Source organism: Cohnella sp. OV330 (assembly GCF_900112065.1).
In the GTDB taxonomy this organism is placed as follows: Bacteria; Bacillota; Bacilli; order Paenibacillales; family Paenibacillaceae; genus Cohnella.
The window spans coordinates 1-22,740 of the sequence record NZ_FOKE01000009.1; the positions used below are offsets into that span (position 1 = coordinate 1).

The window sequence follows — 22,740 nt, forward strand, 5'->3', positions numbered from 1 at the left end:
CGGAGTTGTGCGGAAAAACCGTGTAATTCCCGGCCAATCGCTGCTCGGGAACGGAGTTATGCGGAAAAACCGTGCAATTCCCCGTCACACAATGGTGCTCCAGCAAAGAACGCATCCATGCGGTCGCAAAGTCTGCGGTTGCGGGACGTCAGAGCAGAGCAAGCGCGCGACGGGGAACCCGTTCAGTCCTCAACGCTCTCCGCAAACTGAATATCATGGTTGCAGCCCTGCGCCGCGAAGGCGAGCAGGCGGGCGCCCTCCTCGCCGAGCGCTTCGCGATCGTCCGCCGACAGCGGGGCGAACGGCTCGACGAGCAGCAGCGCATCGCCGCGCCGCTGCCGAATCTCCCACTTGCCGGCGACGAAGCCGTCCAGCAAAAAGACGGGACGCACGAGTCCGTTGGCGGTAAAAACGCGCTGCTTGTGCGGTTCGCGCAGGATGCGGGATCGGTCCGCGTAAGCGAGCAGCATCTGATCGAACTCGCCGAGGAAGCGAGGCGGACACGGGATGTGCGCGTCCGGGCGCGGCGCCTCGGGCAAGTCGTACAGCTCGGTCCCGTGCTCGCTGCGGAAGCGAACGAGCCGGGGGCCGAGCCGCCGAACCGCGTCTTGCAGCTTCGTGAGGCCCGACCATACTTGCATGTCTTTGACCGATGCCGGCCCGAAGGCCGACAGGTAGCGCACGACGAGCGCCTCGTCCGTGCAGCCCGTCTCCTGCGGCAGGCCGGTCCACGTCTCTAGCGGCGCATGCAGCGCCTGCCCGCTTCGGCCCCACAAGCCGCGGGGCGGCGTCTGTACGAGCGGCACGCGCGCACGGACCGCGGCCGCGAGCGCTTCGGGATCGCTGCCCGGCCAGCGCTCGGCCAGCCGCGCGCCCAGCTCGGCGAAGCTCTGCGGCCGCTCGGCCGTCCACTCGCGCCCCAGGGCGGCGATCGCGTCCGCATCCGCGCCGGCGAGCCGCTTGCCGAAGTTGCCTGCCAGGCCGCGATCCTGCACGGGCTGGAGCAACGGGCGCAGCGCCAGGGCGTCCCGGGCCGAGACGAGGTGGAGCGTGGCCCGCATCAAGGCCATCCGCACCGCCTCGCGGCCCAGGAGCAGACCCTCGAGCTCGGCGGGCTCGAAGCGCTCGAGCCGCGACCAAAGCGCGTAATACGGCGCCATCGGCGCCTGCGCCTGCAGTCCGCACAGCCGCTCGATCGCTTCGAACGCGGTCATGGGTTCCCGCCGAAGCAGCATTTGCCTGGCCAGCAGCGCCCGGTTCAACGCGCGGCTATCCAGCGTCGGAGCGGCCGCTAAGCCGCTATTTGGCGAGCTCTGGTTCAACGGGCATTCGTTCATGCGAATCGCTCCTCCTTGGCGAGGCGCTTCAAGCCTCATCGCTTAACCCAAGAATAACGCATGCTCTCTGACAGCAGTCTGTCAGGAAGGAATGCCGCATCGGCGCCAATTGTTCCATTTCGTTTCGATACGGCTTCAATCGTCGATACGGGTCGTCAATAAGGGAGCCGAATCTCGACGCGGGTCCCCTGGCCCAGCGCGCTCTTGTAGCGGATGGTGCCCCTGTGCCCCGCGAGAATCTGCTGGCTGACCATGAGGCCGAGGCCGTGTCCCGAGGCTTTGTTGGAGTAAAACGGCTCGCCCAGATGCTTCAGCTCTTCTTCGGAAATGCCGAAGCCTTCGTCCTCGATGACGATCAAGATGCTGTCGTCCGAAGCAGGATCAGCCTGTTGTGTCGTACCGATCGCCGCCTCGTCCGCCAAAATCTCCGGCTCGCGCGCAGCCGCCGCCTCGGCAACCGCTTCTCTGCCGCTAACCGCCTCGCCAACCGCATTTCTGCCAACCGCATCTCTGCCGACCGTTCCGCTGCCGCCATTCTCGCTATGCCGCTCCGCCCAGATGCCGATACGCAGCGTACCGCCTTCCGGCATCGCCTCCATCCCGTTTTTGAGCACGTTCAGAAAAACCTGCTTCAACTGGTTGGGCTCGCCGTTCAACGGCGCCAGCTCGTCGGCTTCGCGCAGCTCGAACTGCACGTTGTTCATGATCGCCTGCGCCTCGAGCAGCGCCACCGTCTCCTTCATGATGGAGCGGATGTCGACGAGCTGGAAGCGGACGGCATGCGGCTTGGACAGGACGAGGAATTCGCCGACGATGAAGTTGATCCGGTCGAGCTCGGACAGCATCGTGTCGAGATGGGACGGCGTGATGCCGCCCGTCTGCTGCTGGAGTTGGACGAACCCCCGGAGCGTCGTGAGCGGATTGCGAATCTCGTGCGCGACGCCCGCGGCGAGCTGGCCCACCATCGACAGCTTCTCCGTGCGTCTCAGCATCTCCTCGGTCGCTTTCCGCGCGGTGATGTTCCGCGAGATCGAGGCGATGCCGACGACCTCTCCATGCTCGTCTCGCACGGGGGATACCGTGATGCTGACGTCGATCTGCGAGCCGTCCTTGCGATAGCGGATCGTCTCGCAGTCCGCGACCGAGCCGCCCTTGACTACTTTTCGCAGGACGCGCGAATCCTCCTCGCGGAGCTCCTCGGGAACCTCGGGCAGCCGGCGGCCCAGCGCTTCGGCGGCGCTCCAGCCGTACATTTTTTCGAATGCGGCGTTCACCTGCATTAGATTCCCGGCGGGATCGGCCACGTGGATGGCGTCCGAGCTGTGATGCACGAACGACTCCAGATACTGCTTGGTGCTCCGCAGCTCCGCCGCCGTGTCTCGCAGCCGGTTCGTGTAGGTACTGAGATTGCTCGCCATCGTGTTGACGCGGTCGGACAGCCGGCCGAGCTCGTCGTTGCTGGCGACCGGCAGCGGATCGTCGAAGCTGCCTTCGGCTACCGCGTTGACCTTGCGCAGAATCTGCTGCACCGGGCGGATCATCAGGCCCGACAGCCAATAGCTGGTCACGACGGTGGCGGCCAGCAGAACGAGGCCGATGACGCTGCTTAACAGCATTTGCCGGTCGAGATCGCCGCTGATCGCGGCGCGGTCAAAGCTCACGGTGACGATATAGTCCCGGTCTCCATGGATCGGAATATAGCTCTTGAGCAGCCGTTTGCCGCCGGAGCGGCTGTTCGCCGTCACGGTTTCTCCCGTGGTGATGGCGGTGTTCACATGCTCGACGTCGGCGTCGTCCTTATAGGCGTAGGTGCCGAATACGATGTCGCGCACGTCCAGATTGTAGACGGGCTTGCCCTTTTTTATCTTGATAATGGGCGCTTTTCCGAAAAAGGCGGGATCGATGCCGGTAACCTCGACGAGATCGGAGTTGTCTTGCAGCAGCTGCTTGATCAGCTTCTCGGTACCGACCGAGTCCTTGAAGTCGACCAGGACGTCGCCCCGCATAAAAGGATTGATCATATAGTTCGTCGTGCCGTCGTAATAGTCGCCCCACTTCAGGATCAAGTCGGGATCCGAGGTGGCGAAGTTGAACGGACCCGACCAGAAGTTCGGCATGGCCCGGCCGAAGCCGACGTTGACGGGCTGACGCGCGAAGAGCTGCTGGAACGCCCTGTACCAGTAATCCATCGTGTTGGACCCGAGATTGATCTCTCCGGGCTTCGAGGATTTTTTGACGACGATGTCGTTCGGCGTCCGCACCCAGAGCGAGATTCCCTCTAGCTGGAGCTCCTCGGTCAGTTTGACGAGCTCTTCGTTGGTCACGTTGTCGATGTCCGGATCCAATGAGCTGCGAATCGCGATCGAGGCGGCGAGCAGCTTTTCCTCCTGGGCCTTCTCCAGCCGCTCGAGCTCGTCTTCGTACGATTTGATGGATTCGCCGATCTGCTTCGATATAATATCCATGCGGTCGATCGCCGCCTTCTGCATGCCGGCCTTGGACCAGAAGTACGTAATCGACAAGTTCAGCATGAGGATCGCCGCGACGAGAAGGGACAGGAAAACGGTAAGTTTAAGCTTTATGGACAAGGCGGAAAGCCTCCTAATTAAATGGGGACTGGACCAAGATGACTGGATCGGTTGACTGGGCGAAAGCCGGCTTTTATAAATTCTGTGCGTTCGCTCATAATCCTGCCAACCGGCGTGAGCTAAATCGTGTAAAGAAAAACGCGGCATAAAAGTATAAGCGTTTAAACATTCGGGGTTGATTAATGATAAGAAGATACGCTAAAATAACGGCATAAAAGTTAAAGCGTTTAAACTTTTGCGAAGCTGCGGTGCGCAGCCAGAATCAGTCAGCCTTCTTGAGGGAGAAAAGGAGCGCGGCAGCGTGAAAATCAGCATCTTCGACGTCGCGAAAAAATCGGGACTGTCCGTAGTTACCGTATCCCGCGTCATTAACAACGCGCCGTCGGTCAGGGAGAAAAACAGAGAAAAGGTGCTCCGGGCGATGAAGGAGCTCGGCTACCACCCGAGCGCCGCGGCGCGGAGTCTGGCCAGAGGGCGTACGGGCGTCATCGGCCTCACGCTGGCGACGCTGCAGGACTCGTTTTTCGACGCGGTCGTCAAGGAGATCGGCGATCGGCTGGCCGAGCAGGGCTATTTCCTCGCGCTATCGGTAGAGACGGGAGCCGGCGGCAGTTCGGGCAGACTGCTCTTCGAGGAAGACCGCGTAGACGGCGTCATCGTGCTGTCTCCGATGCAGGAGGACGGGTACGAACTGGAGCTGCTGCAGAAAAGAATTCCATATATCCTGCTGGATAATCAGCAATCTTCGCCTTCGGCGCCGTCCGTGGTCGTGAACAATTTCAAAGGCGGCTACGAGGCCGCGCGGCATCTGATCGGCCTCGGACATCGCAAGATCGCGCATATCGCGGGACCGCGCGCTTTTTTAAGCAGCCAGGACCGGGAGCGGGGATTTTTGCAGGCACTTGCGGAGGCGGGACTCACGCCCTGGAGCGTCGAGCCCGGCGAGTTCGACATCGCGTCCGGCTATCGGGTCGCGGAGGCATGGATCGCGGCGGGGAGCCTGCCGGAAGCGGTCTTCGCCGCCGACGACCACATCGCGCTCGGCGTCGTCGACGCCTGCAAGAACGCGGGACTTCGCGTGCCGCGGGACCTGTCGGTCGTCGGCTTCGACGACCAGGTGCTCGCTTCTGAACTCAAGCCCGCGCTGACGACGGTCCGCCAGCCGGCGGACAAGATCGGGCGCAAGGGCGTGGAGCTGCTGCTCGCGGCGATCGAGGGTCAGCAGCGGCGCCATGTCACGGTGCAGATCGATCCGGAGCTGATCGTCAGGGATTCGACGGCGGAGGCTTTCAAAGCGGAATGAATGAGCAAGAGGGAGAGACGAGGATGAAATATTATTTGGGCGTCGACGGCGGCGGATCCAAGACCTACGCGCTCGTCGCGGACGAGAGAGGACAGGTCGTCGGAAAAGGCAAAAGCGGCAACGGCAATCATCAGATCGACCGGGAAGTCGCGCGGCGCAGCATCAGAGAAGCGACGGAGATGGCGCTTGCCGCCGCGGGGATCTCTCGGGAGCAAGTTGCGTCCGCCTGCTTCGGCCTGGCCGGCGCCGATCGCGAGGCGGACTTCCGGATTTTGCGTCCGATGATCGCGGAGCTCGACTTCGCGAAGCACGAGATTCACTGCGATACGATCATCGCGATGCGAGCAGGCACGAGTCGGCCGCACGGCGTCGTGCTCATCTGCGGTAGCGGTACCAACGGCGCGGGCCTAAGTCCCGCCGGGGAGAGCCTCCAGGTCGGCGGATTCACCTATATGACGGGCGATTTCGGCGGCGGCATGGCGTTGGCCGTAGAGGCTTTCCGCACGGTCGTTCGCGCTTGGGACGGACGCGAGGCGGAGACGGCGCTCACGCCGCTCGTGCTGGCGGAGACAGGCTACGCTACGGTCGAGGAGATGTTCCACGATTACCTCGACCGCGACCTGCAGCCGCCGCTTCATCTCGCGAAGCTGCTGTTCGAGGCAGCCGAGGGCGGAGACGCGGCCGCGCAGGCGATTCTGCGGAAGCAGGGCGACGAGCTGGGGAGGCAGGCGACTGCGATTATCCGCAGGCTCGGCATGGCGGACGAGACGTTCGACGTCGTCATGGCAGGCAGCATTCTGACGCGGGGCAAGGGAGACTTCGTGCATGCCGAGATTCGGAAGGCCGTGGCTGCGGCAGCGCCGAACGCCTCGGTGGTGAAGCTGGCGGTCGAGCCGGTCGTCGGCGCGCTGTGGCTGGCGTTCGAGGCGGACGGCCCGCTGCCGGAGGCGGCTCGCGAGACGCTGAAGGACGCGGCTGAATTCGAAGCGATCTGATCCATATACCAGGAGGGTGATTAGCATGGCGCAAGGACTGAAGGTGGCCGTCATCGGCGGAGGCTCCTCGTATACGCCGGAGATCGTGGAAGGCTTCATCAACCGGTACGACAAGCTCCCGATCCGGGAGCTGTGGCTCGTCGACATCGAAGCGGGACGGCACAAGCTCGAGATCGTCGGCGCGCTCGCGAAGCGCATGGTCGAAAAGTCGGGCTTGCCGATCAGCGTGCATCTGACGCTGAATCGGCGCGAAGCGATCGAAGGCGCGGATTTCGTCTCGACGCAGATGCGCGTCGGCTTGCTCGAGGCCCGCAAGTGGGACGAGCACATCCCGAACCTGCACGGCGTCATCGGCCAGGAGACGACCGGCCCCGGCGGCATGATGAAGGCGCTGCGCACGATTCCGGCCCTGCTCGACATCTGCCGGGACATCGAAGAGCTGGCGCCGAACGCCTGGCTGCTCAACTTCACCAATCCGGCGGGCATGGTGACCGAGGCGATCCGCCGCTATTCCAAGGTGCGAAGCATCGGCTTATGCAACGCGCCGATCGGTCTCGCGAAGTGGCTAAGCGCCAAGTACGACACGACGCCGTCGCGCATCTATACGGAGTTCGTCGGGCTCAACCATCTGCACTGGGTGACGCGCATCGAGGTCGAGGGCGTCGATCGGCTGCCCGAACTGCTCGACAAGCGGGAGGAATACAGCGGCAAAAACGTGCCTGCATCCGAATGGGACCCGGACTTCCTCCGCTCGCTAGGCGGGCTTCCTTCCTACTATCTCAAATACTTTTACATGACGGACGTCATGCTCGAGGAGCAGCTTGAATCGCTGAAGGGCGGCGGCACCCGCGCAGAGGTCGTGAAGAAGGTCGAAGACGAGCTGTTCGAGCTGTACAAGGACCCGGACCTGCAAGAGAAGCCCAAGCAGTTGGAGAAACGCGGAGGCGCCTACTACTCCGAGGCGGCGGTTAACCTGATGGAGTCGCTCTACGGCGATAAACGCGATATTCAGACGTTAAACGTGCCGAACGGCAATACGCTCGATTTTCTCCCGCCGGACGCTTGCATCGAGGTGAATTGCGTCGTGACGGGACAGGGACCGCTGGCGCTGCCGGTGACCCGGGTGCCCGAGCAGGCGAAGGGGCTCATTCATGCCGTGAAGACATACGAACGCCTGACGATCCGCGCGGCAGTGGAGGGCGATCGGGATCTGGCGCTGCAGGCGATGGCGGCGCATCCGCTCGTGCCGTCCGTCCGCGTGGCGAAGCGGCTGCTGGACGAAATGCTGGAAAAGAACCGTCCTTATCTGCCTGCTTTTTTCTAAATACGGCGGCTTAAGAGCCTCCTGTCGCAGTTAAGCCTGCGGCGGGAGGTTTTTTCGTGCCCGCGTTTTGAATCGTATAAACCTAACAAATTTATAAGTGTTTGTTTGAATTTGTAAACCTAACGATAATAATTAATCATCTAAAGTTAGATTATAAAACAAAAATCGTTATATAAAAAACATTTGAACACCTATTTTATAAAAAGTAAGCGCTTTATAATCTGAGGCATATTCTGGTTGCGTACATGCAGAGTAAATGTTTTTTTTCGTTGTTAGCGCTAACCGAATTTGCGATTTAGCTCATCTTGTTGAAGGAGGTTTTCTGATGAAAGCTTCAAAGAAAATCCTGTCCGGCGCCCTATCGACGGCGCTGGCGGCGTCCGCCGTGTTGACAGGCGTCGCCGCGCCGGCGTCGGCATGGGCTGCCGAATCGTCGGCGACGGTAATTCCGTCCGCCGTATCAGCATCAACCGCCGGGCAGCCGCTGTCCGACACGCTGCAGCATTGGGCGAAGGACAGCATCGCCAAATGGGCGGCGAGCGGCGTGCTTAGCGGATATCCCGACCAGACGTTCCATCCGAACGACCGGATCACGCGCGCCGAGTTCGCGACGATCCTGAACCGCGTATTCGGCTTTTATGCCGAATCGAACGAGGCCTTCTCCGACGTCCGGGAATCAAGCTGGTACGCCGACGCGCTGTCGATCGCTCGCGAAGCCGGCTATTACGAGGGCTTCCCGGGGAATCGGGCGCAGGCGGAGAACGCGATCAGCCGTCAGGACGCGGTCACGCTGCTGGCGCGCGTGTTTTCGCTGGCCGCATCGGGGGGCGCTTCAGCGACGGCGAGCTTCAGCGACGGCGCGAAGATTCAAGCTTACGCCAAGTCGGCGGTGGACGCGCTGTCCGGGGTGCTTAGCGGTTATCAGGACGGCACCTTCCGTCCGAACGACAGCATCACGCGGGCCGAGGTCGTGACGCTGATCGACAAGCTCGTCGCAGGTTATTATGCCTCTGCGGGCATCGTCGAAGGCGGGGAGATCGCGGGCAACGTCGTCGTCAATCACGACGGAGCGACGCTTAAGAACGCGGTCGTCAGCGGCAATTTGTACCTGTCTGCCGGCATCGGCGACGGCGAAGTGAAACTCGACGGCGTCACGGTCAAAGGCAAGACGTTCATCGCGGGCGGCGGCCCGCACACCGTCATCCTGAACGATTCGACGCTGGGCGAGGTCGTCGTCGACCGCAAGGAAGGCGAGGTTCGCGTACAAGCGACCGGCAAGACGGCGATCGGCCAAATCACGATGGAGCGTGCGTCAAAGCTGGAGTTGGGTCAAGGCGTCCGGATCGAAGCCGCGACGTTCAACGGGCCGGTCGGGCTAGAGCTGGCTGCGGGCGCGTCGATCAAAGACCTGAAGGTAAATTCGGGCGCAGGCGGCACGACGATAGCGGGCGGCGGCGCGGTGGGATCCGCGTTCATCGCGGCGTCCGGCGTCACCGTAGGCGGGAAACCGGTCGAAGCAGGCACGTTCGGCATCGCGAACGGCGCCGCCACGCCCAGCGCGATCTCGCCTTCGACGAATTCGCCCGTTACGACGCCGACCAACCCTGCGGTCAGCGTGAACCTCGTCGATCCGGATGCGTCCGCCGCGACGAAGTCCCTGTTCGTTTACTTGAACGAGATTCGCGGAAAAGGCATCTTGTTCGGGCAGCAGCACGCGACGACGGAAGGCTTGTCCATCGGCAAGCGGGACGGCACCGAGTCCGACGCGTACAACGCGGTGGGCGAGTATCCTGCGCTGTTCGGCTGGGACACGCTCACGCTGGAAGGCAAGGAGAAGCCGGGCGTATCCGGCGACTTCGCACAGAGCCGCGACAAGCTGATCGACGTGATGAAAAAGGCCTATAACTACGGCGGCGTATTGACGCTGAGCTCGCACTTGCCGAACTTCGTGACGGGCGGCGACTTCTACGACCTGAAGGGCAACGTCGTCTCGCATATTCTGCCGGGCGGCGACAAACATGCCGAATACAATGCGTTCCTCGACAACATCGCGGACTTCGCGAACCGCCTGAAGGACGACAACGGCAATCCGATCCCGGTCGTTTACCGTCCGTTCCACGAGCAGAGCGGCAGCTGGTTCTGGTGGGGCTCGGCTTTCACGACGAAGGATGAATATCGCGAGATTTATCGCTATACGGTCGAGTATCTGAGAGATATCAAGGGCGTGAGCAATTTCCTGTACGCCTACTCGCCTGGCGGCGGCTTCGGCACGAGCGAGGATCGGTACATGGAGACGTATCCGGGAGACGACTACGTCGACATCCTCGGCTTCGACAGCTACTATAACGGGGAAGGCCAAAGCTGGTTCGACGGCGTCACGACGGAAGCCGCGCTCGTATCGCGCGTAGCGGACGGCCATCATAAGGTCGCCGCGCTCACCGAGTTCGGCTATCAGCAGATGAAGGCCAGCGGCAACACGACGCCCGATTTCTACACGAAGCTCTCCGCAGCGCTGCAGTCCGATCCGGACGCCAGGAAGATGGCTTATATGCTCACCTGGGCGAACTTCGGGCCGACCGCCTACGTGCCTTATCCGACGGGCGAGGGACAGCCCGCGCATCAGATGCTGCCGGACTTCGTCAAGTATTTTGAGGAGTCTTACACCCTTTTCAACAAGGAAGTGTCCCACGCCTACGACCGCAACGTAGCGACGGAGCGCGAGCAGCCGTTCATGCACGTCGCTTCGCCGACCGACCAAAGCACGGTCAAGACGACTACGACGCAGATCCGCGCGCGCATCCTGAACGAGACGCCGGCCAAGGTCGTCTATACGACGGCTGGGGACGAGGCCGAGCATGCGCTGACGCTCGATCCGGCGACCGGCTTTTACACGGCCGATTGGTCCCCGGCGGCAAGCCTGAACGGCAAGTCGGCGACCGTCACCGTCAAGGCGTACGACACGAACGGCAAGGTGCTGCAGACGCAGACGAACACGGTGTTCGTGAAAATTCCGGAGGTGCTGATCGGCGCGTATACGTTCGACGACGGCATCGAGGGCATTCAGAGCAACGGCGGATGGCAGGCGGACATCGAAAGTCTCTCGCAAGTCAGCTTGAACGGTAATGGGAAACTCAAGCTGAGCGTCGTCGGCACGACGTATACGGACGATTGGCAGGAGCTCAAGCTGGAGCTGAAAAACGCCAAGGCCGTCGCGGGCGCGGATACGCTCTCCGGCGTGAAACGTCTCAAATACGAAGCGTGGGTGCCGGTCTTGGCTGGCGCGAAGAGCGGCAAAGCAACGTTGCGCAGCGTCGTCCAGCTGCCCCCGGATTGGGACCGCAAGTATGGCATGGACACGACGCAGGTGTCTTTTGAAAATCTGGAGAAGGTCGAAATCAATGGGGAGCCGTACGTCCACTATGCGGCGGCGATCGATCTGACGGACGCGGACGCGCTTGCGGCGGCTGACGATCTGGCGCTCTCGCTCGTCGGCAGCGGATTGGACGGCGGCGGCGCCGAATACCCGGTCTATATCGACAACATCCGTCTGTACAGCACGTACCAGGATGCCGCCGCCGATCCGGCGTCGGTCGACGACTTCGAAGGCTACCTAGGCAGCAATGACGCGCTAGGCGCGAAGTTCGTACACGCGGGCGGCGACGATACGGCTTCAGCCCTCGACGCAGGCAACAAGCACGGCGGCAGCTATGGGCTGAAGTACGCCTATACGTTGGGGAACAGCGGCTATGCCGGCATCACCAAGGCGCTCGGAGGCGTGGATTGGTCGGGCTACAACGCCCTGCAATTCTGGTATAAGCCGGACGGCAAGGGCCAGAAGCTCGTCATGCAGATCAATGCCGACGGCAAGACGTACGAGTATTATCCGGATACGACGACGGAGGATGCGCAGTTCGTGACCGCTCCGTTTAACGCATTCAAGCCGGCCAACGGCGCGACGGGCACGCTCACGAAGCTGAACCTGTCCAAGGTGAACGCGTTCTCCATCTACACGAACGCGAAGCCGGAAGGCACCAAGCTGACGTCTTCGATGTACTTCGACGACATCCGCGCGGTCAGCGACGCCGCGGCGGGCACGGTGCCGAACGGCAGCGCCGGCGGCGGGTTGCCGACGGGCACGCTGTACGGCTTCGACAGCTCGACCGAAGGTTGGGCGCTGAACGACAGCCAGAACACGCTCGGCGCCGCCAACGTAAGGCAGACGTCGGACGGAGACTCGAAGGTGCTGGCGGTGGATTTCAATGCGACCGGCACGGGAAGTTCGCCGCAGCTTGAGCTCGGCGCGGTCTCGGACAAAGACCTGAGCAACGGATCCGCGATCAAGCTCAAGGTGCGTCTTGCCGCGGGCACGGCCAAGGCCAAGCTATTCATTAAGCACGGCGGCGCATGGACGTGGGTGAGCGCCGACGAAGCGACGCTGAATACGGAATATCAGACGTTGACGCTTAACTTGAATGCCGGCGGCATCGACAAGACGGCGATCAAAACGATCGGCCTGCAAGTGTACGCGCCGGACGGTACGGGCACGATGACCTTGTACGTGGACGAAGTCGCGTTGGAATAGCAGGACGGCGCTAGGCGGTGAACCCCCGCCGAGCCAATTAAAAAGACGGCGCTCCCGAGCCGCCAAGCGGCCGGGGCGCCGTCTTTGTCGCGCGCTGCGACGGGAGACGAACGAGAGGGCTGATGGGCCGGAGCCTGCTCGTGGGCAGGGCGGCTATGCGGGATTGCTGTGTCTAGGGTTCGTCTACCCGCAGATCGTACCGCCGTGATCGAAGCGCAGTCGGCAGCAGCGCCCGGGTTCGCCCCGGGGACGACGCGTCCATTGACTCATGGCTTAATCTGTAATTAAACGCGTGCGCGCGCCGTCAAACGACAAATTGCGATTTTAATCAAAAAAGGAACCTTTACCCATGGGGCTGCCTCAGCGAGGCGTCTCTTTCATGGCGACCGAGACCAAGCGATCCTCGGCGTCGTTGAACCGGACGGTTACGTACACGCCGAATTCCCGGTCGGCCTGGCGGAGCCACAGCTTGAATTTCTCCTCGCTTAGGCCATTGCCGAGCTGCGTTCTGCCGATGTGCAAATAATCGACGAGCGATGCCTGCGGGTACTTGTGCTTCGTCTCCTCGATGGCGATGAGGCTCCATTTGTGATAGGTCGTATCCGCGGCATCGGCGTGTTCGGCGCGGACCGCCAAAGCCGTCCAGGCTGCGATGGCCAATAAGGCGAGCAGGACGCCGGCGCGCGCTGCGCCCGTTATCGCCTTGGGGAATCTTTGACTCATTGCGGTTACGACCTCCTGTATCGTCGGTTGCCAACCGTACCATTATGCCCCAATCGAAGCGGATGATGCCGACGCGGGCGTCGAGGCCGAATCATTGCGAATCGTAGCGAATCGCGATTGACAAGGCTTCGTCAACCAAGCATAATACTGGTAATTAATTGTACGGGGAAGCGCCCCGTCGGAGCCGCACACGGGACGTGTCGCTTTGACGGGGCGCTTTTTACCGTAAAAGGGAGCGGGAAAATGGGCGACGGGAACAAGAAGGGCAGGGATGGCGAGGATCGCGAGCAGGTCGTGACCTACGATATTTACGCAGAGATGCCGGACGACGGCAACCGTTACGAGATTTTCGACGGCAAGCTGGAGCTGTTGTCCCCCGGACCGAATATTTTTCATCAGGCGATAAGCGGCAAATTGTATCTGCTCGTACAGAGCTGCATCTCGGATTACATCGTGTTGTACTCGCCGCTGGATATCATTCTGAGCAAGACCAACGTCATGCAGCCGGACCTCGTGCTCGTCAGCAAGGACCGCTGGGAGATTGTCAGCAAGCGCGGCGTGGAGGGCGCTCCTGATCTGGCGGTGGAGATTCTGTCGCCGGGCTCTCGCAAGCGGGATCGGGTACGCAAGCACGCGGTCTACGAGAAGCATGGCGTGCCCGAATATTGGATCGTCGACCCGACCGCCCGGACGCTGGAGCAATTTGTGCTCGTCGACGGCCGCTTCCGGTTAGGGGAGCTTTTCGAGGAGCAGGACCGCGTCGTGTCGGAGCGGTTCCCGTGCGTCTCCTTCGCGGTGGACGAGCTGTTCAAAGGCGACGTGCTGGAGCGGCTGGCTTCGCTGAGCTAAGCGGGCACGCTTGGTGAAGCTAACGCGGACTTTTTCTGATAGACCGTCTACTTCGCCACCGCAAACCGCAGCACCGTCCGCAGTTTTTCCGTCGCCGTCCTGCGCGGGTCGGACAGGTAGATCTCCCGATGGAGCTTTGAGGCTCGCCGGTAGCCCGCCTCTGCGCAGAACGCCTCCATTTTCGCGAAGCTCGCGGGCTCGTCTTCAAAGCTGCCCGTGTGCATCATTTGACAGCTCGGGCCGTCCTCTATCGTTACGAATTTCAAGCGCGCTAGCTGCGGGTTCGGCTTCTTGGCCGCCGTCTTTTCGACGAAGTAACGGAACCCTTCCTCGGTCAGAAAATCGGGCTGGCGGATCATTATCGTATACTTCCAGTTGCTCTTATCCGTGGCAGGCCGCGTCAGATCCACGAGGCCCCACACCCCCTCCAGCGGGTAGACCGTATAGTCGTAGTACCCCTCCGGCGCGTCGCTTCCTTTATACGACATTTTGACGGCATAGCTCAGCGCGTACAGCGCCGCCGTTTCCAGCGCGAACGCGGGACGGTTCGGATCCCCCTCGCCATCGATCGCGGCGAAGGGCATGGCGGGTACGTCGAGAATGACGGGCTCGCCTTTGGGCAGATAGAGCGCTTTGTCGTGTTTTTTATAATCGATTTTGGCTGGCATGAGCAGGCCTCCTCGCTAGGAATAACGTTATAATACGGCACCGCCGGTGACAACGGCATGTCAGCGGCATATTTGCCCGTCACGGGGGCTGGACAACTCCGAGCCGCGATCGGTACACTTGGCTTATAGCGCAAAACGCAGCAAGTCACATCGATTCGAACAGAGCAGGGAGACCGTATCCAATGAGATTTTCCATACAATACTTGTCATTCTTCGTCATTCAGTCGGAAAGCGGCAAGGAGACGGACACGAACAAGCGGTACAAGCACTATCAAACGCTGGATCATTACGACTACGAGGACAGCGAGGTCAAGTCGTTTCTCGACGAGGAATTCTCGCGGATCGCGAAGCGGAAGGCCGACGTGAACCCGGACACCGCCGCGGCGCCGACCAAGATCGGCCGCTTTATTATGGAGCCGGGGCAGGAGCCCGAGAGCAACCCGAACTACAATCTGTTCCAGCGGCTGCGCGTGGCCACGACCAAGGAGCAGTTCCATTATGCCTGCGACGACGTGCTGCGGAGCTACATGGACACGAGCGCGGTGCGCGGAGGCGCATTTATCGTGGCTGCTGCCAAGGTGAACGAGCTGTTCGACGAGCCGTTCGTGTTCGTGCTGAAGTGCGACTTCGAGTCGAAGATCGCCCGCATCTCCGACGAACGCAGCCTGATCTCGAAGGTCGACATGGCGATCAGCGCGCGCAACATCAAGTCGATCCAGTATCCCCACATGCCGGAGGAAGGGATGCTCGAGCCTTACGAGCTGAAGATTCATCAGGCGTCGCACGCGCGCTACTTCGAGGACTTCCTGAAGTACGTCTCGTACGAGAAGTCGAAGCCGGAGATCGTGAACGATCAGGTCCTGGGCCTGGTGCAGGAATATATGGAGCGCAAATGGTCGGGAGACGGCACGGAGGGCGAGACGGGCTATGCGGCGGACGGAGGCGCGGGAGCGATGCCGGGTTCGGCGGCTGGGCCGGAGGCCGGTTGGCCTGCGGATTACGGTTCCGGCGCGGATGACGCCGGCGGTCAAGGCGCTTACGAGGCGATCCGCGAGCGCGATCCGTCGGCGAGCATGGGCTACGGCGCGCCGGGCTACGACGCGGCGGGTTACGATGAAGCCGGCTTGGGCGGCGGCGCATACGGCGGCGGTCAGGGCGGCGGCTATGGCGGAGGCGGCGGAGGCGTGTCGCGGGCTGCACGGGGCAGCGGCGGCTGGGCGCAGGAGGCGCGCGAATTCGAGATGTGGGCGGCCGGCGACAAGCGGCAGCTGCAGGAGAAGTGGACGCACGAAGACGTCATGGGCGCGACCGCCCATATCGTCGAGTATCAGCCGGACCTGGAGCTGAAGTTCAAGGCCGACGATATTGCCGTCCGGGCGAAGATGAGCGACTACGGCGATTCGATCCATATCGCCCGCATGAACGGCAAGTACGTGCTGCTGATCGAGGCCGACGGCCTGCATTTCGAGAAGGGGATGTCCCCGATCGAACTGCTCCACCCCGAGGACATCGAGCAAGTGCTCGCCCGCATGCGCGGCCGTCCGCGCGCGGGTCATTGAGGCGTTAACTTTCGGCAATAGACGCGGCGAGGTGCCGGGCGTACGATACGATGATATCGCCCGGACGGTACAGCTAACGGAGTTTCTCCTAGATTACTAGAGGAGCAGACTGCCTGCGGGACCCGGCGGCGAGGCGGATAGCGGTAGTTTGGACCGCTATATAGCTGTGTGACCTGGTTGTGCAGGCGAATAGCGGTGTTATTGACCGTTAATTAGCTGTGTGACCCGCAAGCGAAGCGGATAGCGGTAGTTTTGACCGCTATATAGCTGTGAGACCTGGTTGTGCAGGCGAATAGCGGCGTTTTTGACCGTTATTTAGCTGTGTGACCTGGCTTTTGAGGTGAATAGCGGTGTTTTTGACCGTTATTTAGCTGTGTGACCCGCAAGCGAGGCGGATAGCGGTAGTTTTGACCGCTATATAGCTGTGTGGCCTGGTTGTGCAGGCGTATAGCGGCGTTTTTGACCGCTATTCGTTCTGCTCCCGCGAGCGAGGCAGTTAGGTGGCAGCTGGTTTTTCAAGCAAAAGCCGCCTGTCCAATCAATTTACTTCTAAGTCGAGGTATGCATGTGAATATAGCGGATATCGCGCTGTTTAAAGGGCTGTCCAACGTGGACCTGGCCAAGGTGCTCGGACGCTTGGAGCGGCGCACGCTGCAGGCGGACGAGACGCTGTTCCGCGCGGGCGACCCGGGGGACGGCATGTACGTCGTGCTGCGTGGCCAGATCGCGCTCTACGTAGAGACGGACGAAGGCGCGCGGCGGGCGCTGACGGTACTGCGCGAGGGAGACATGCTCGGCGAGATGGCGCTCCTGACCGGAGAGCCGCGCAGCGCGACCGCCGTAGCGGCCGCCGAGACGGAGCTCTTCGAGATCGGCGAAGAGACGTTCCGGCAACTGATCGAGGAGCATGCCTTGTTGTCGGCCTATTTCATCCGCTTGCTGTCCGGCAGGCTGACGCAGACGAACGCGCGGCTGACGGAGACGCGCGAAGCGGAGACCGCCCGCATCCTGCAGCAGGCGGCATGCTGGCCAGCCGAAGTCGCGTCGGCGATGTTCGCGGCGGCGGCGCTGCCGTTTGCGGACAAGCCGCTGCTGGAGCGCGCAACGGGACTTGCATCCTTCGACGACGCGCTGGCGGCGGATGCGGAACTTCGCTCCATGATCCGACAGGATCCGGACCGCGCCGCGCGCGTCTCCGTCATGCCGGCGGTTCGGGCCGTGCTGACGGAGCTATACGTCGAGCGGCGCGGTCATGGCGCTCGCGCGCAGTGGACGCGCGAGGCCGCGATCTATTATGCGGAAGCGGGGGATACGGCCTCGGCTGCGGCGGTGCTGTCCGACGGCGGGGCATGGGCGGCGCTCATCGCGCTGCTTGAAGGCGGGCCGTCCGTTTCGGACGCGAACGGCGGCGCAGCATCGGAAACGAAGGCGGCCACAGTGCCGTCCCGCGACCAGATCGCAGCGGCGTTGGAGACCGCAGCCGAGTCGCCGCTAGATCGCGGCAATGCGGGTACGGCCTTGCACCGACGTTCCGAGGCTGCTCCGGCGCTGCCGCGGGACTTGCCGCTCGCGGACCTGCTGGCACGCTGTCCCGACGAGTTGCTGTTCGACCGTCCGGGGCTGTTCGCCGCTTATCTGGACGATTGCCTCGCGCGCGGCCGCGAAGAGGGGTACGTCCGGTTCGAGGCCGCGCGCGAGACGGCGTCCGATCGCTTCAAGCCGGCGCAGACCGCGGCCCTGTACGCTTGGGGCGCTGAATGGTGCCGGCGGGCGGGCCGTTCGCACAAAGCGCTCGAATACATGCGGCTCGCCGAGTCCCTCCCCGGTACCGAGGCAGAGAACGCGGAGCGAGGCCTGCAGCTGGCCCGCGAAAAACTGAGGGACGAGCAGAACAAGCGGCTCGTCGAGCAGGCAGGCGCACTGCTCGGGCGGGGCCGCCTTCCGTTGCTTGCCGGCCTCGCGCTGGCGCTGTCCGGCTTGGTTTATTTCCACTTCGCCGATCCGTTCGCCGGGCTGACCCGGCAGGGCATGGACTTCATCGGCATCGGCATCGCCGCGGTCCTCATGTGGATCGTGCGCGTCGTGCCGGACTATCTCGTTGCGTTATTCATGGCGATGCTGTGGGTGGTCGGCGGCGTCGTAGAGCCGTCGGTTGCGCTGTCGGGCTTCGCCTCGCCAAGCTGGCTCTACATGCTGTTCATATTAGCGCTAGGCGCGGCCATTACGAAGTCCGGCTTGCTGTACCGTTTCTCCCTGCTCGCGCTGAAGCTTTTTCCCGCCAGTTACCGCGGGCAGTTCTGGGGAATCGTCGCGAGCGGCGCGCTGCTGAATCCGCTCATCCCTTCTTCGTCGGCAAAGGTCGGGCTCGGCGTGCCGATCGCCCGCACGCTGTCCGAAGCGATGGGCTTCGCGGACCGCTCGCGAGGGATGGCGGGCCTGTCGCTCACGGCGATGGTGTTCTACGGCTTCACGGCCCCGTTCGTGCTGACCGGCTCTTACACCAACGTCATGGCGCTCGGGATGGCCGGCGGGACCGAGGGCGTGAGCTGGTTTCAATGGCTGATCTACGCCCTGCCGGCCTTCCTCGTCTTCGGCGGGGCGATGGCGGGCTTCATGGCCTGGACCTTCCGTCGGCGGGAGCCCGGACGACCCATCCGCAGAGAAGTGCTCGACGATCAACTGAAGCTGATCGGGCGGTGGACCCGGAGCGAGCGGGTGACGGCGGCGGCTGCGCTTGGGTCGATTGCGCTCCTGATCCTGCAGCCGCTGCACGGATTAGACTATGCCTGGGTCATGCTGCTCGGGTTTGCGGCGCTGGTCGTATTTGGCGTGCTCGACGGCGAGACGCTGAAGACGGGCATCGACTGGCCGTTCCTGCTGTTCATCGGCGTCGCCTTCAGCTTCGCCGAGGTCGCCGAGCGCGTCGGCGTCGTGGACGCGATGTCGAACGTGCTCGGCGCGCGGATGGCCGCTTTTTCGGGATCGCCCACGTTGTTTCTCGTCTCGGTCGTGCTGCTGTCGTTCGTCGTGACGCTCGTCGTCCGGGACGACGCGGCCGTCATCCTGCTCGTCGTGTCGACCGCCGGCTTGGCGGCGCAGGCGGGCATTCACCCTTGGGTGCTCGTGTTCGTCATCTTGCTGTCGACCGACCCGTTCTTTTTCGCCTATCAGTCTCCGACCTATCTGACCGGCTATTATAGCGCGGAAGGCCGATCGTTCACGCATCGCCAAGGTCAGTTGACCGCGATTGGCTACGGCCTCGCCGTGCTGCTGCTGACCGTCGCCTGCGTGCCCTATTGGAAATGGCTCGGGCTGATCGGCCATGGCGCCGGCTGACCGGACGGCTCGGATCGCATCGCGAAGCGCCGTTCCTGAACTTGGTCGTAGGTTGGCGTCGCTTGCCGGCATTATAATAGATTCATCGACACAGATAGATGAGAGAAGGGGCTGATAGGCATGAGCGACAGAGAGACCGGCATATCGCCGCCGCGTCGCGCCTACAGCCTACTGCCGGGCGAATGGCGGATCAGCCGCGGCCTCGCAGGCGACCAAGGGCCGTGGCGCGGCGCGATCCTGGGGCTGTGGGTCGCGGGCGGAGCCGCTGCGGGCACGGGCATGCTGGGAGCGCCGACGGGCTTCGGTACGCCGGTCGATCTCGTGTCTGCGGTCTCCGCGCATACGGCGGCCTTCGCTTTTCTCTCGCTGCTCATCGCCTGGGCGCTGACGTTCGTGCCGCGGCTGTCCGGTCCGTTCGCGACGATCGGCGGGCTGCTGTACACGGGCACGCTCGTCTTTTTTTTGCTGTTATTCAGCGATATGGGCGTTGCCCTGTCGCTTCTTTTGGCATGCGCCTATACGCTAGCGGCGGCGGCGACGGGCTGGCTTCTCGGCGCAGCGCTCGCGAGGGAGACGAGCATGCGGCGGCGGACCGGCTCCATCCTTGCGTTGGCGCTGCTGTGCGGCGCGGGCGCCGGGATCGCGGATCCTTCGATTTTCCGCATGAACGGGCTGCGCCACGCTTCGATGGACGACGCCGATTCGGCAGCCGACGCGGGCGGAGGGAGCGCGGGAGGAGCGGTCGGCGCCTTCCGGCCCCTGACGACCGGCGATCCGTCGCTGCCCGGCAGCTACGCATACGACGCCTTCACTTACGGGAGCGGGACCGACCGCCGTCCCGCGTTCGGCAAGGAGGCGCGGCTGATCTCGGCGCCTGCGGACGCTTCCGCCTATTTGAAGAGCTGGCCGCTGCTTCGAAATTGGTACTGGGGATTCGGGCCGAAGGAACTTCCGTTGAACGGGACCGTGTGGATGCCGCGGGGAGACGGCGCATTTCCGCTCGTGCTCATCGTACACGGCAATCACGCCATGGAGGATTATTCGGACGGAGGCTACGCCTACCTGGGCGAGCAGCTCGCAAGCCGCGGCTTCATCGTCGTGTCGGCCGACGAGAACTTCCTGAATTACTCCGTCTGGTCGGGCATTCCCGACCAGGATATGAAGCTGAGGGCCTGGGTGCTGCTTCGGCATATCGGCCAACTGCGCGATTTTAACGAAGATCAGGCCTCTCCGCTCTACGGGAAGGTAGATTTGCAAAAAATCTCCCTCGTCGGCCACTCGCGAGGCGGCCAGGCGGTCGCTATGGCGGCGGACCGCGATGCGTGGTTCGCGGACGACGCGTCCTTGCCCCCGGCGAAGGACTATCGGATCGTGTCGGTAGCCGCGATCGCGCCGACCGACACCGTCGTGGACGGCAAGCAGGCACGACTGAGCGGCATCTCTTACTTGACGCTGCAGGGCGCGTCCGATGCCGATATCAACGATTTTTTCGGCGACCGGCAGTATTCGCGCACGACGTTTCCGGCGGGCGGGATCGGGCAAGCCGGTTCGGCGTTTAAGGCGTCCCTCTACATAGAGGGCGCCAACCACGGGCAATTTAACGAGAGCTGGGGCCGGCGCGACAGCTCGCTCCCGGCGGGACTTTTCCTCCGAAAGCCCGCACTCCCGGAAGAGGCGCAGCGGCAAATTGCCAAGGGTTACTTGACCGCCTTCATGGAGGCGACGCTCGGGGGAGACGACGCGTACGAGCCGCTTTTCGAGGATTACCGCTCTGCGAGCGCCTATCTCCCGGCCACGCGGTACGTCAGCCGGTACGAGAGCGGCTCCTTCGTCGCTTTGACCCGGTTCGACGACGAGAATGCCGTCCCCGAGACACCTGGCGCAGGCATAGCCGGGACTTCGTCCGCCGGCGTGACCGCAGAGGTCGCCGAGGCGCTCGACAGGCAACGGCACGGCAAGGGCACGCACGGGCTCTCGCTGCAGTGGGCGACCGACGGCAAATATACGATGACCTGGGCAAACGTTTTGGCGACCGGCGCATCCGCAAACGATGAGGCCGCGCTCTCCTTCGCGATGGCGGATCTATCGAGGGATCTGGCGGGGCAAGAGGGGGCGTCCGGCGCTTCGGACATTCGAATCGGCCTTACGGACGCGAATGGGACGTACGCAGAGCTGTCGCTCGCGGACTATGCGTCGCCGCAGCCGCTTTTCCGCGCCTCGATCACGCGTTTGGGTCCGCTCGAGCCTCTTGTCGACGAAGGCAAATACCTGGAGCCGTACGAGCCGGTGTTCCAAACCTACCGATTGCCGCTCGGCGCTTGGACGGAAGAGAATCCTTCATTTACGCCGGACGGCATCAGCGGCATTTCATTTGTGCTGGATGGCGAACCGGGGAAAGTGATGCTGGACGATATCGGGATCGATCCTGCATGATCCTGGCATGCGAACTGTAATTCGCATGTTGACAGTTAAAGCGGGGCGGCCGTATACTGTGTTTGAAAGAACACAGTTGTGAGCTGTCCCGATACCGGTTAAGCCGGCTTGCGACGTTAACTGTGATCAAACCAGACATAGATCATAATATGTGGAGGGAATTTTTATGAGCGAAACTATCGCAAGCGCAACCGAATATGCAAGCGTCGTCCGCGATCGCCATTCCGTACGACAATACGATCCGAACGCGAAGATCTCCGAGTCCGAGCTGAAGGAGATTTTGGCGGAGGCCTCCCTGGCGCCTTCGAGCAGCAATACGCAGTCCTGGCGTTTCCTCGTTTTCCACGACAAGGAGCTTCAAAAAAAGCTGCTGCCGATCGCGAACAACCAGCAGCAGATCGTCGATTCGTCCGCGGTCGTCGCGGTGCTCGCGGATCGCGAAGGCTTCAAGCGTCTCGGACAAATCAACGACATCGCGGTGGAGAAGGGCGTCATGGCCCGCGAATTCGCCGACCAGTACACGGAGCGCAGCCTCGCGATGTACGGCAGCCTGAGCAAGGAAAAGCAAACGCAGATCGCGCTTGTGGACGGCGGACTCGTCAGCATGCAGATCATGCTGTCGGCCAAAGCGCGCGGCTACGACACGGTGCCGATGGGCGGCTTTAACGCCGTTCGGCTCGTTGAAGAATTCGGCATCCCCGAAACCATCGTGCCCGTCATGCTGATCGCGATCGGCAAGGCGGCGGCTCCGGGCAGAGCGACGGCGCGCCTGCCGCTTGACGAGATCACGTTCTGGAACGGCCAGGGCCTGAACTGAAATTTAGTCTAGCACTCATAAGGACGAAGCGGCTCGCGCGCCGCTTCGTCTTTTTGCGTGCGTGAAATTCCGGTTAAGCGGCTGTTAAGCGCTATGATGCAAAATAGAGAAGGAAATCGCGACGCCTGGAAGGAAGTCGGCGCGGGGAGAAGTATCGATAAAGGGCTACCTATAATAGTCGATCGGATTTACAATAGAGTATAAAACGACAAAGTTGTTAAACAAC

At 62.4% G+C, this 22,740-nt stretch carries 13 protein-coding genes and 1 pseudogene; 10 read left to right on the forward strand and 4 right to left on the reverse strand.

Annotation, left to right across the window (positions count from 1 at the left end; translation table 11 throughout):
- Nucleotides 1-182 precede the first annotated feature (182 nt).
- Nucleotides 183-1,337 (reverse strand): winged helix DNA-binding domain-containing protein, encoded by a 1,155-nt coding sequence (locus BM235_RS20325; protein WP_090116074.1) that lies wholly within the window; start codon nt 1,335-1,337, stop codon nt 183-185.
- A gap of 155 nt (nt 1,338-1,492) precedes the next feature.
- Nucleotides 1,493-3,925, reverse strand: coding sequence for a PAS domain S-box protein (locus BM235_RS20330; RefSeq protein ID WP_158543780.1), 2,433 nt, complete (start codon nt 3,923-3,925; stop codon nt 1,493-1,495).
- Between the two features lie 301 nt (nt 3,926-4,226).
- Between BM235_RS20330 and BM235_RS20335 the strand changes: the two genes are divergently transcribed.
- The 4 genes from BM235_RS20335 to BM235_RS20350 all read left to right on the forward strand — a co-directional run bounded on the left by BM235_RS20335 (nt 4,227) and on the right by BM235_RS20350 (nt 12,129).
- Nucleotides 4,227-5,228 carry a LacI family DNA-binding transcriptional regulator gene (locus tag BM235_RS20335; RefSeq protein WP_090116076.1) on the forward strand — a complete coding sequence of 334 codons (1,002 nt, stop codon included), beginning with the start codon at nt 4,227-4,229 and terminating at the stop codon, nt 5,226-5,228.
- Nucleotides 5,229-5,251: 23 nt separating this feature from the next.
- Nucleotides 5,252-6,223, forward strand: coding sequence for an N-acetylglucosamine kinase (locus tag BM235_RS20340; protein WP_090116333.1), 972 nt, complete (start codon nt 5,252-5,254; stop codon nt 6,221-6,223).
- Between the two features lie 25 nt (nt 6,224-6,248).
- On the forward strand, nt 6,249-7,547 hold the full coding sequence (locus BM235_RS20345) for a 6-phospho-beta-glucosidase (protein ID WP_090116077.1): 1,299 nt from the start codon (nt 6,249-6,251) through the stop codon (nt 7,545-7,547).
- A 325-nt stretch (nt 7,548-7,872) separates the two neighbouring features.
- Entirely contained in the window at nt 7,873-12,129 is a 4,257-nt protein-coding gene (locus BM235_RS20350; RefSeq protein WP_158543779.1) for a glycosyl hydrolase, read from the forward strand.
- A gap of 360 nt (nt 12,130-12,489) precedes the next feature.
- Here BM235_RS20350 and BM235_RS20355 read toward each other — a convergent pair whose 3' ends face one another.
- Entirely contained in the window at nt 12,490-12,852 is a 363-nt protein-coding gene (locus BM235_RS20355; RefSeq protein WP_090116079.1) for a DUF3889 domain-containing protein, read from the reverse strand.
- Nucleotides 12,853-13,095: 243 nt separating this feature from the next.
- On the opposite strand from BM235_RS20355, the gene BM235_RS20360 reads away from it, so the two are divergent.
- Nucleotides 13,096-13,701 carry a Uma2 family endonuclease gene (locus BM235_RS20360; protein WP_090116080.1) on the forward strand — a complete coding sequence of 202 codons (606 nt, stop codon included), beginning with the start codon at nt 13,096-13,098 and terminating at the stop codon, nt 13,699-13,701.
- Between the two features lie 47 nt (nt 13,702-13,748).
- Here BM235_RS20360 and BM235_RS20365 read toward each other — a convergent pair whose 3' ends face one another.
- On the reverse strand, nt 13,749-14,369 hold the full coding sequence (locus BM235_RS20365) for a GyrI-like domain-containing protein (protein ID WP_090116081.1): 621 nt from the start codon (nt 14,367-14,369) through the stop codon (nt 13,749-13,751).
- A 182-nt stretch (nt 14,370-14,551) separates the two neighbouring features.
- On the opposite strand from BM235_RS20365, the pseudogene BM235_RS32655 reads away from it, so the two are divergent.
- From BM235_RS32655 to BM235_RS20385, 5 genes and pseudogenes are all read left to right on the forward strand, one after another.
- Nucleotides 14,552-15,283, forward strand: a pseudogene (locus tag BM235_RS32655) (DUF3900 domain-containing protein); the annotation flags it as partial.
- Nucleotides 15,284-15,610: 327 nt separating this feature from the next.
- Nucleotides 15,611-15,928, forward strand: coding sequence for a DUF3898 domain-containing protein (locus BM235_RS32660; protein ID WP_255374511.1), 318 nt, complete (start codon nt 15,611-15,613; stop codon nt 15,926-15,928).
- Between the two features lie 567 nt (nt 15,929-16,495).
- Nucleotides 16,496-19,264, forward strand: coding sequence for an SLC13 family permease (locus BM235_RS20375; protein WP_158543778.1), 2,769 nt, complete (start codon nt 16,496-16,498; stop codon nt 19,262-19,264).
- 120 nt (nt 19,265-19,384) lie between these two features.
- Nucleotides 19,385-21,697, forward strand: a complete 2,313-nt coding sequence (locus tag BM235_RS20380; protein WP_090116084.1) for an alpha/beta hydrolase family protein — start codon at nt 19,385-19,387, stop codon at nt 21,695-21,697.
- 166 nt (nt 21,698-21,863) lie between these two features.
- Complete coding sequence (locus BM235_RS20385) at nt 21,864-22,514, forward strand: nitroreductase family protein (RefSeq protein ID WP_090116085.1); 651 nt, start codon at nt 21,864-21,866, stop codon at nt 22,512-22,514.
- Nucleotides 22,515-22,740: the final 226 nt, after the last annotated feature.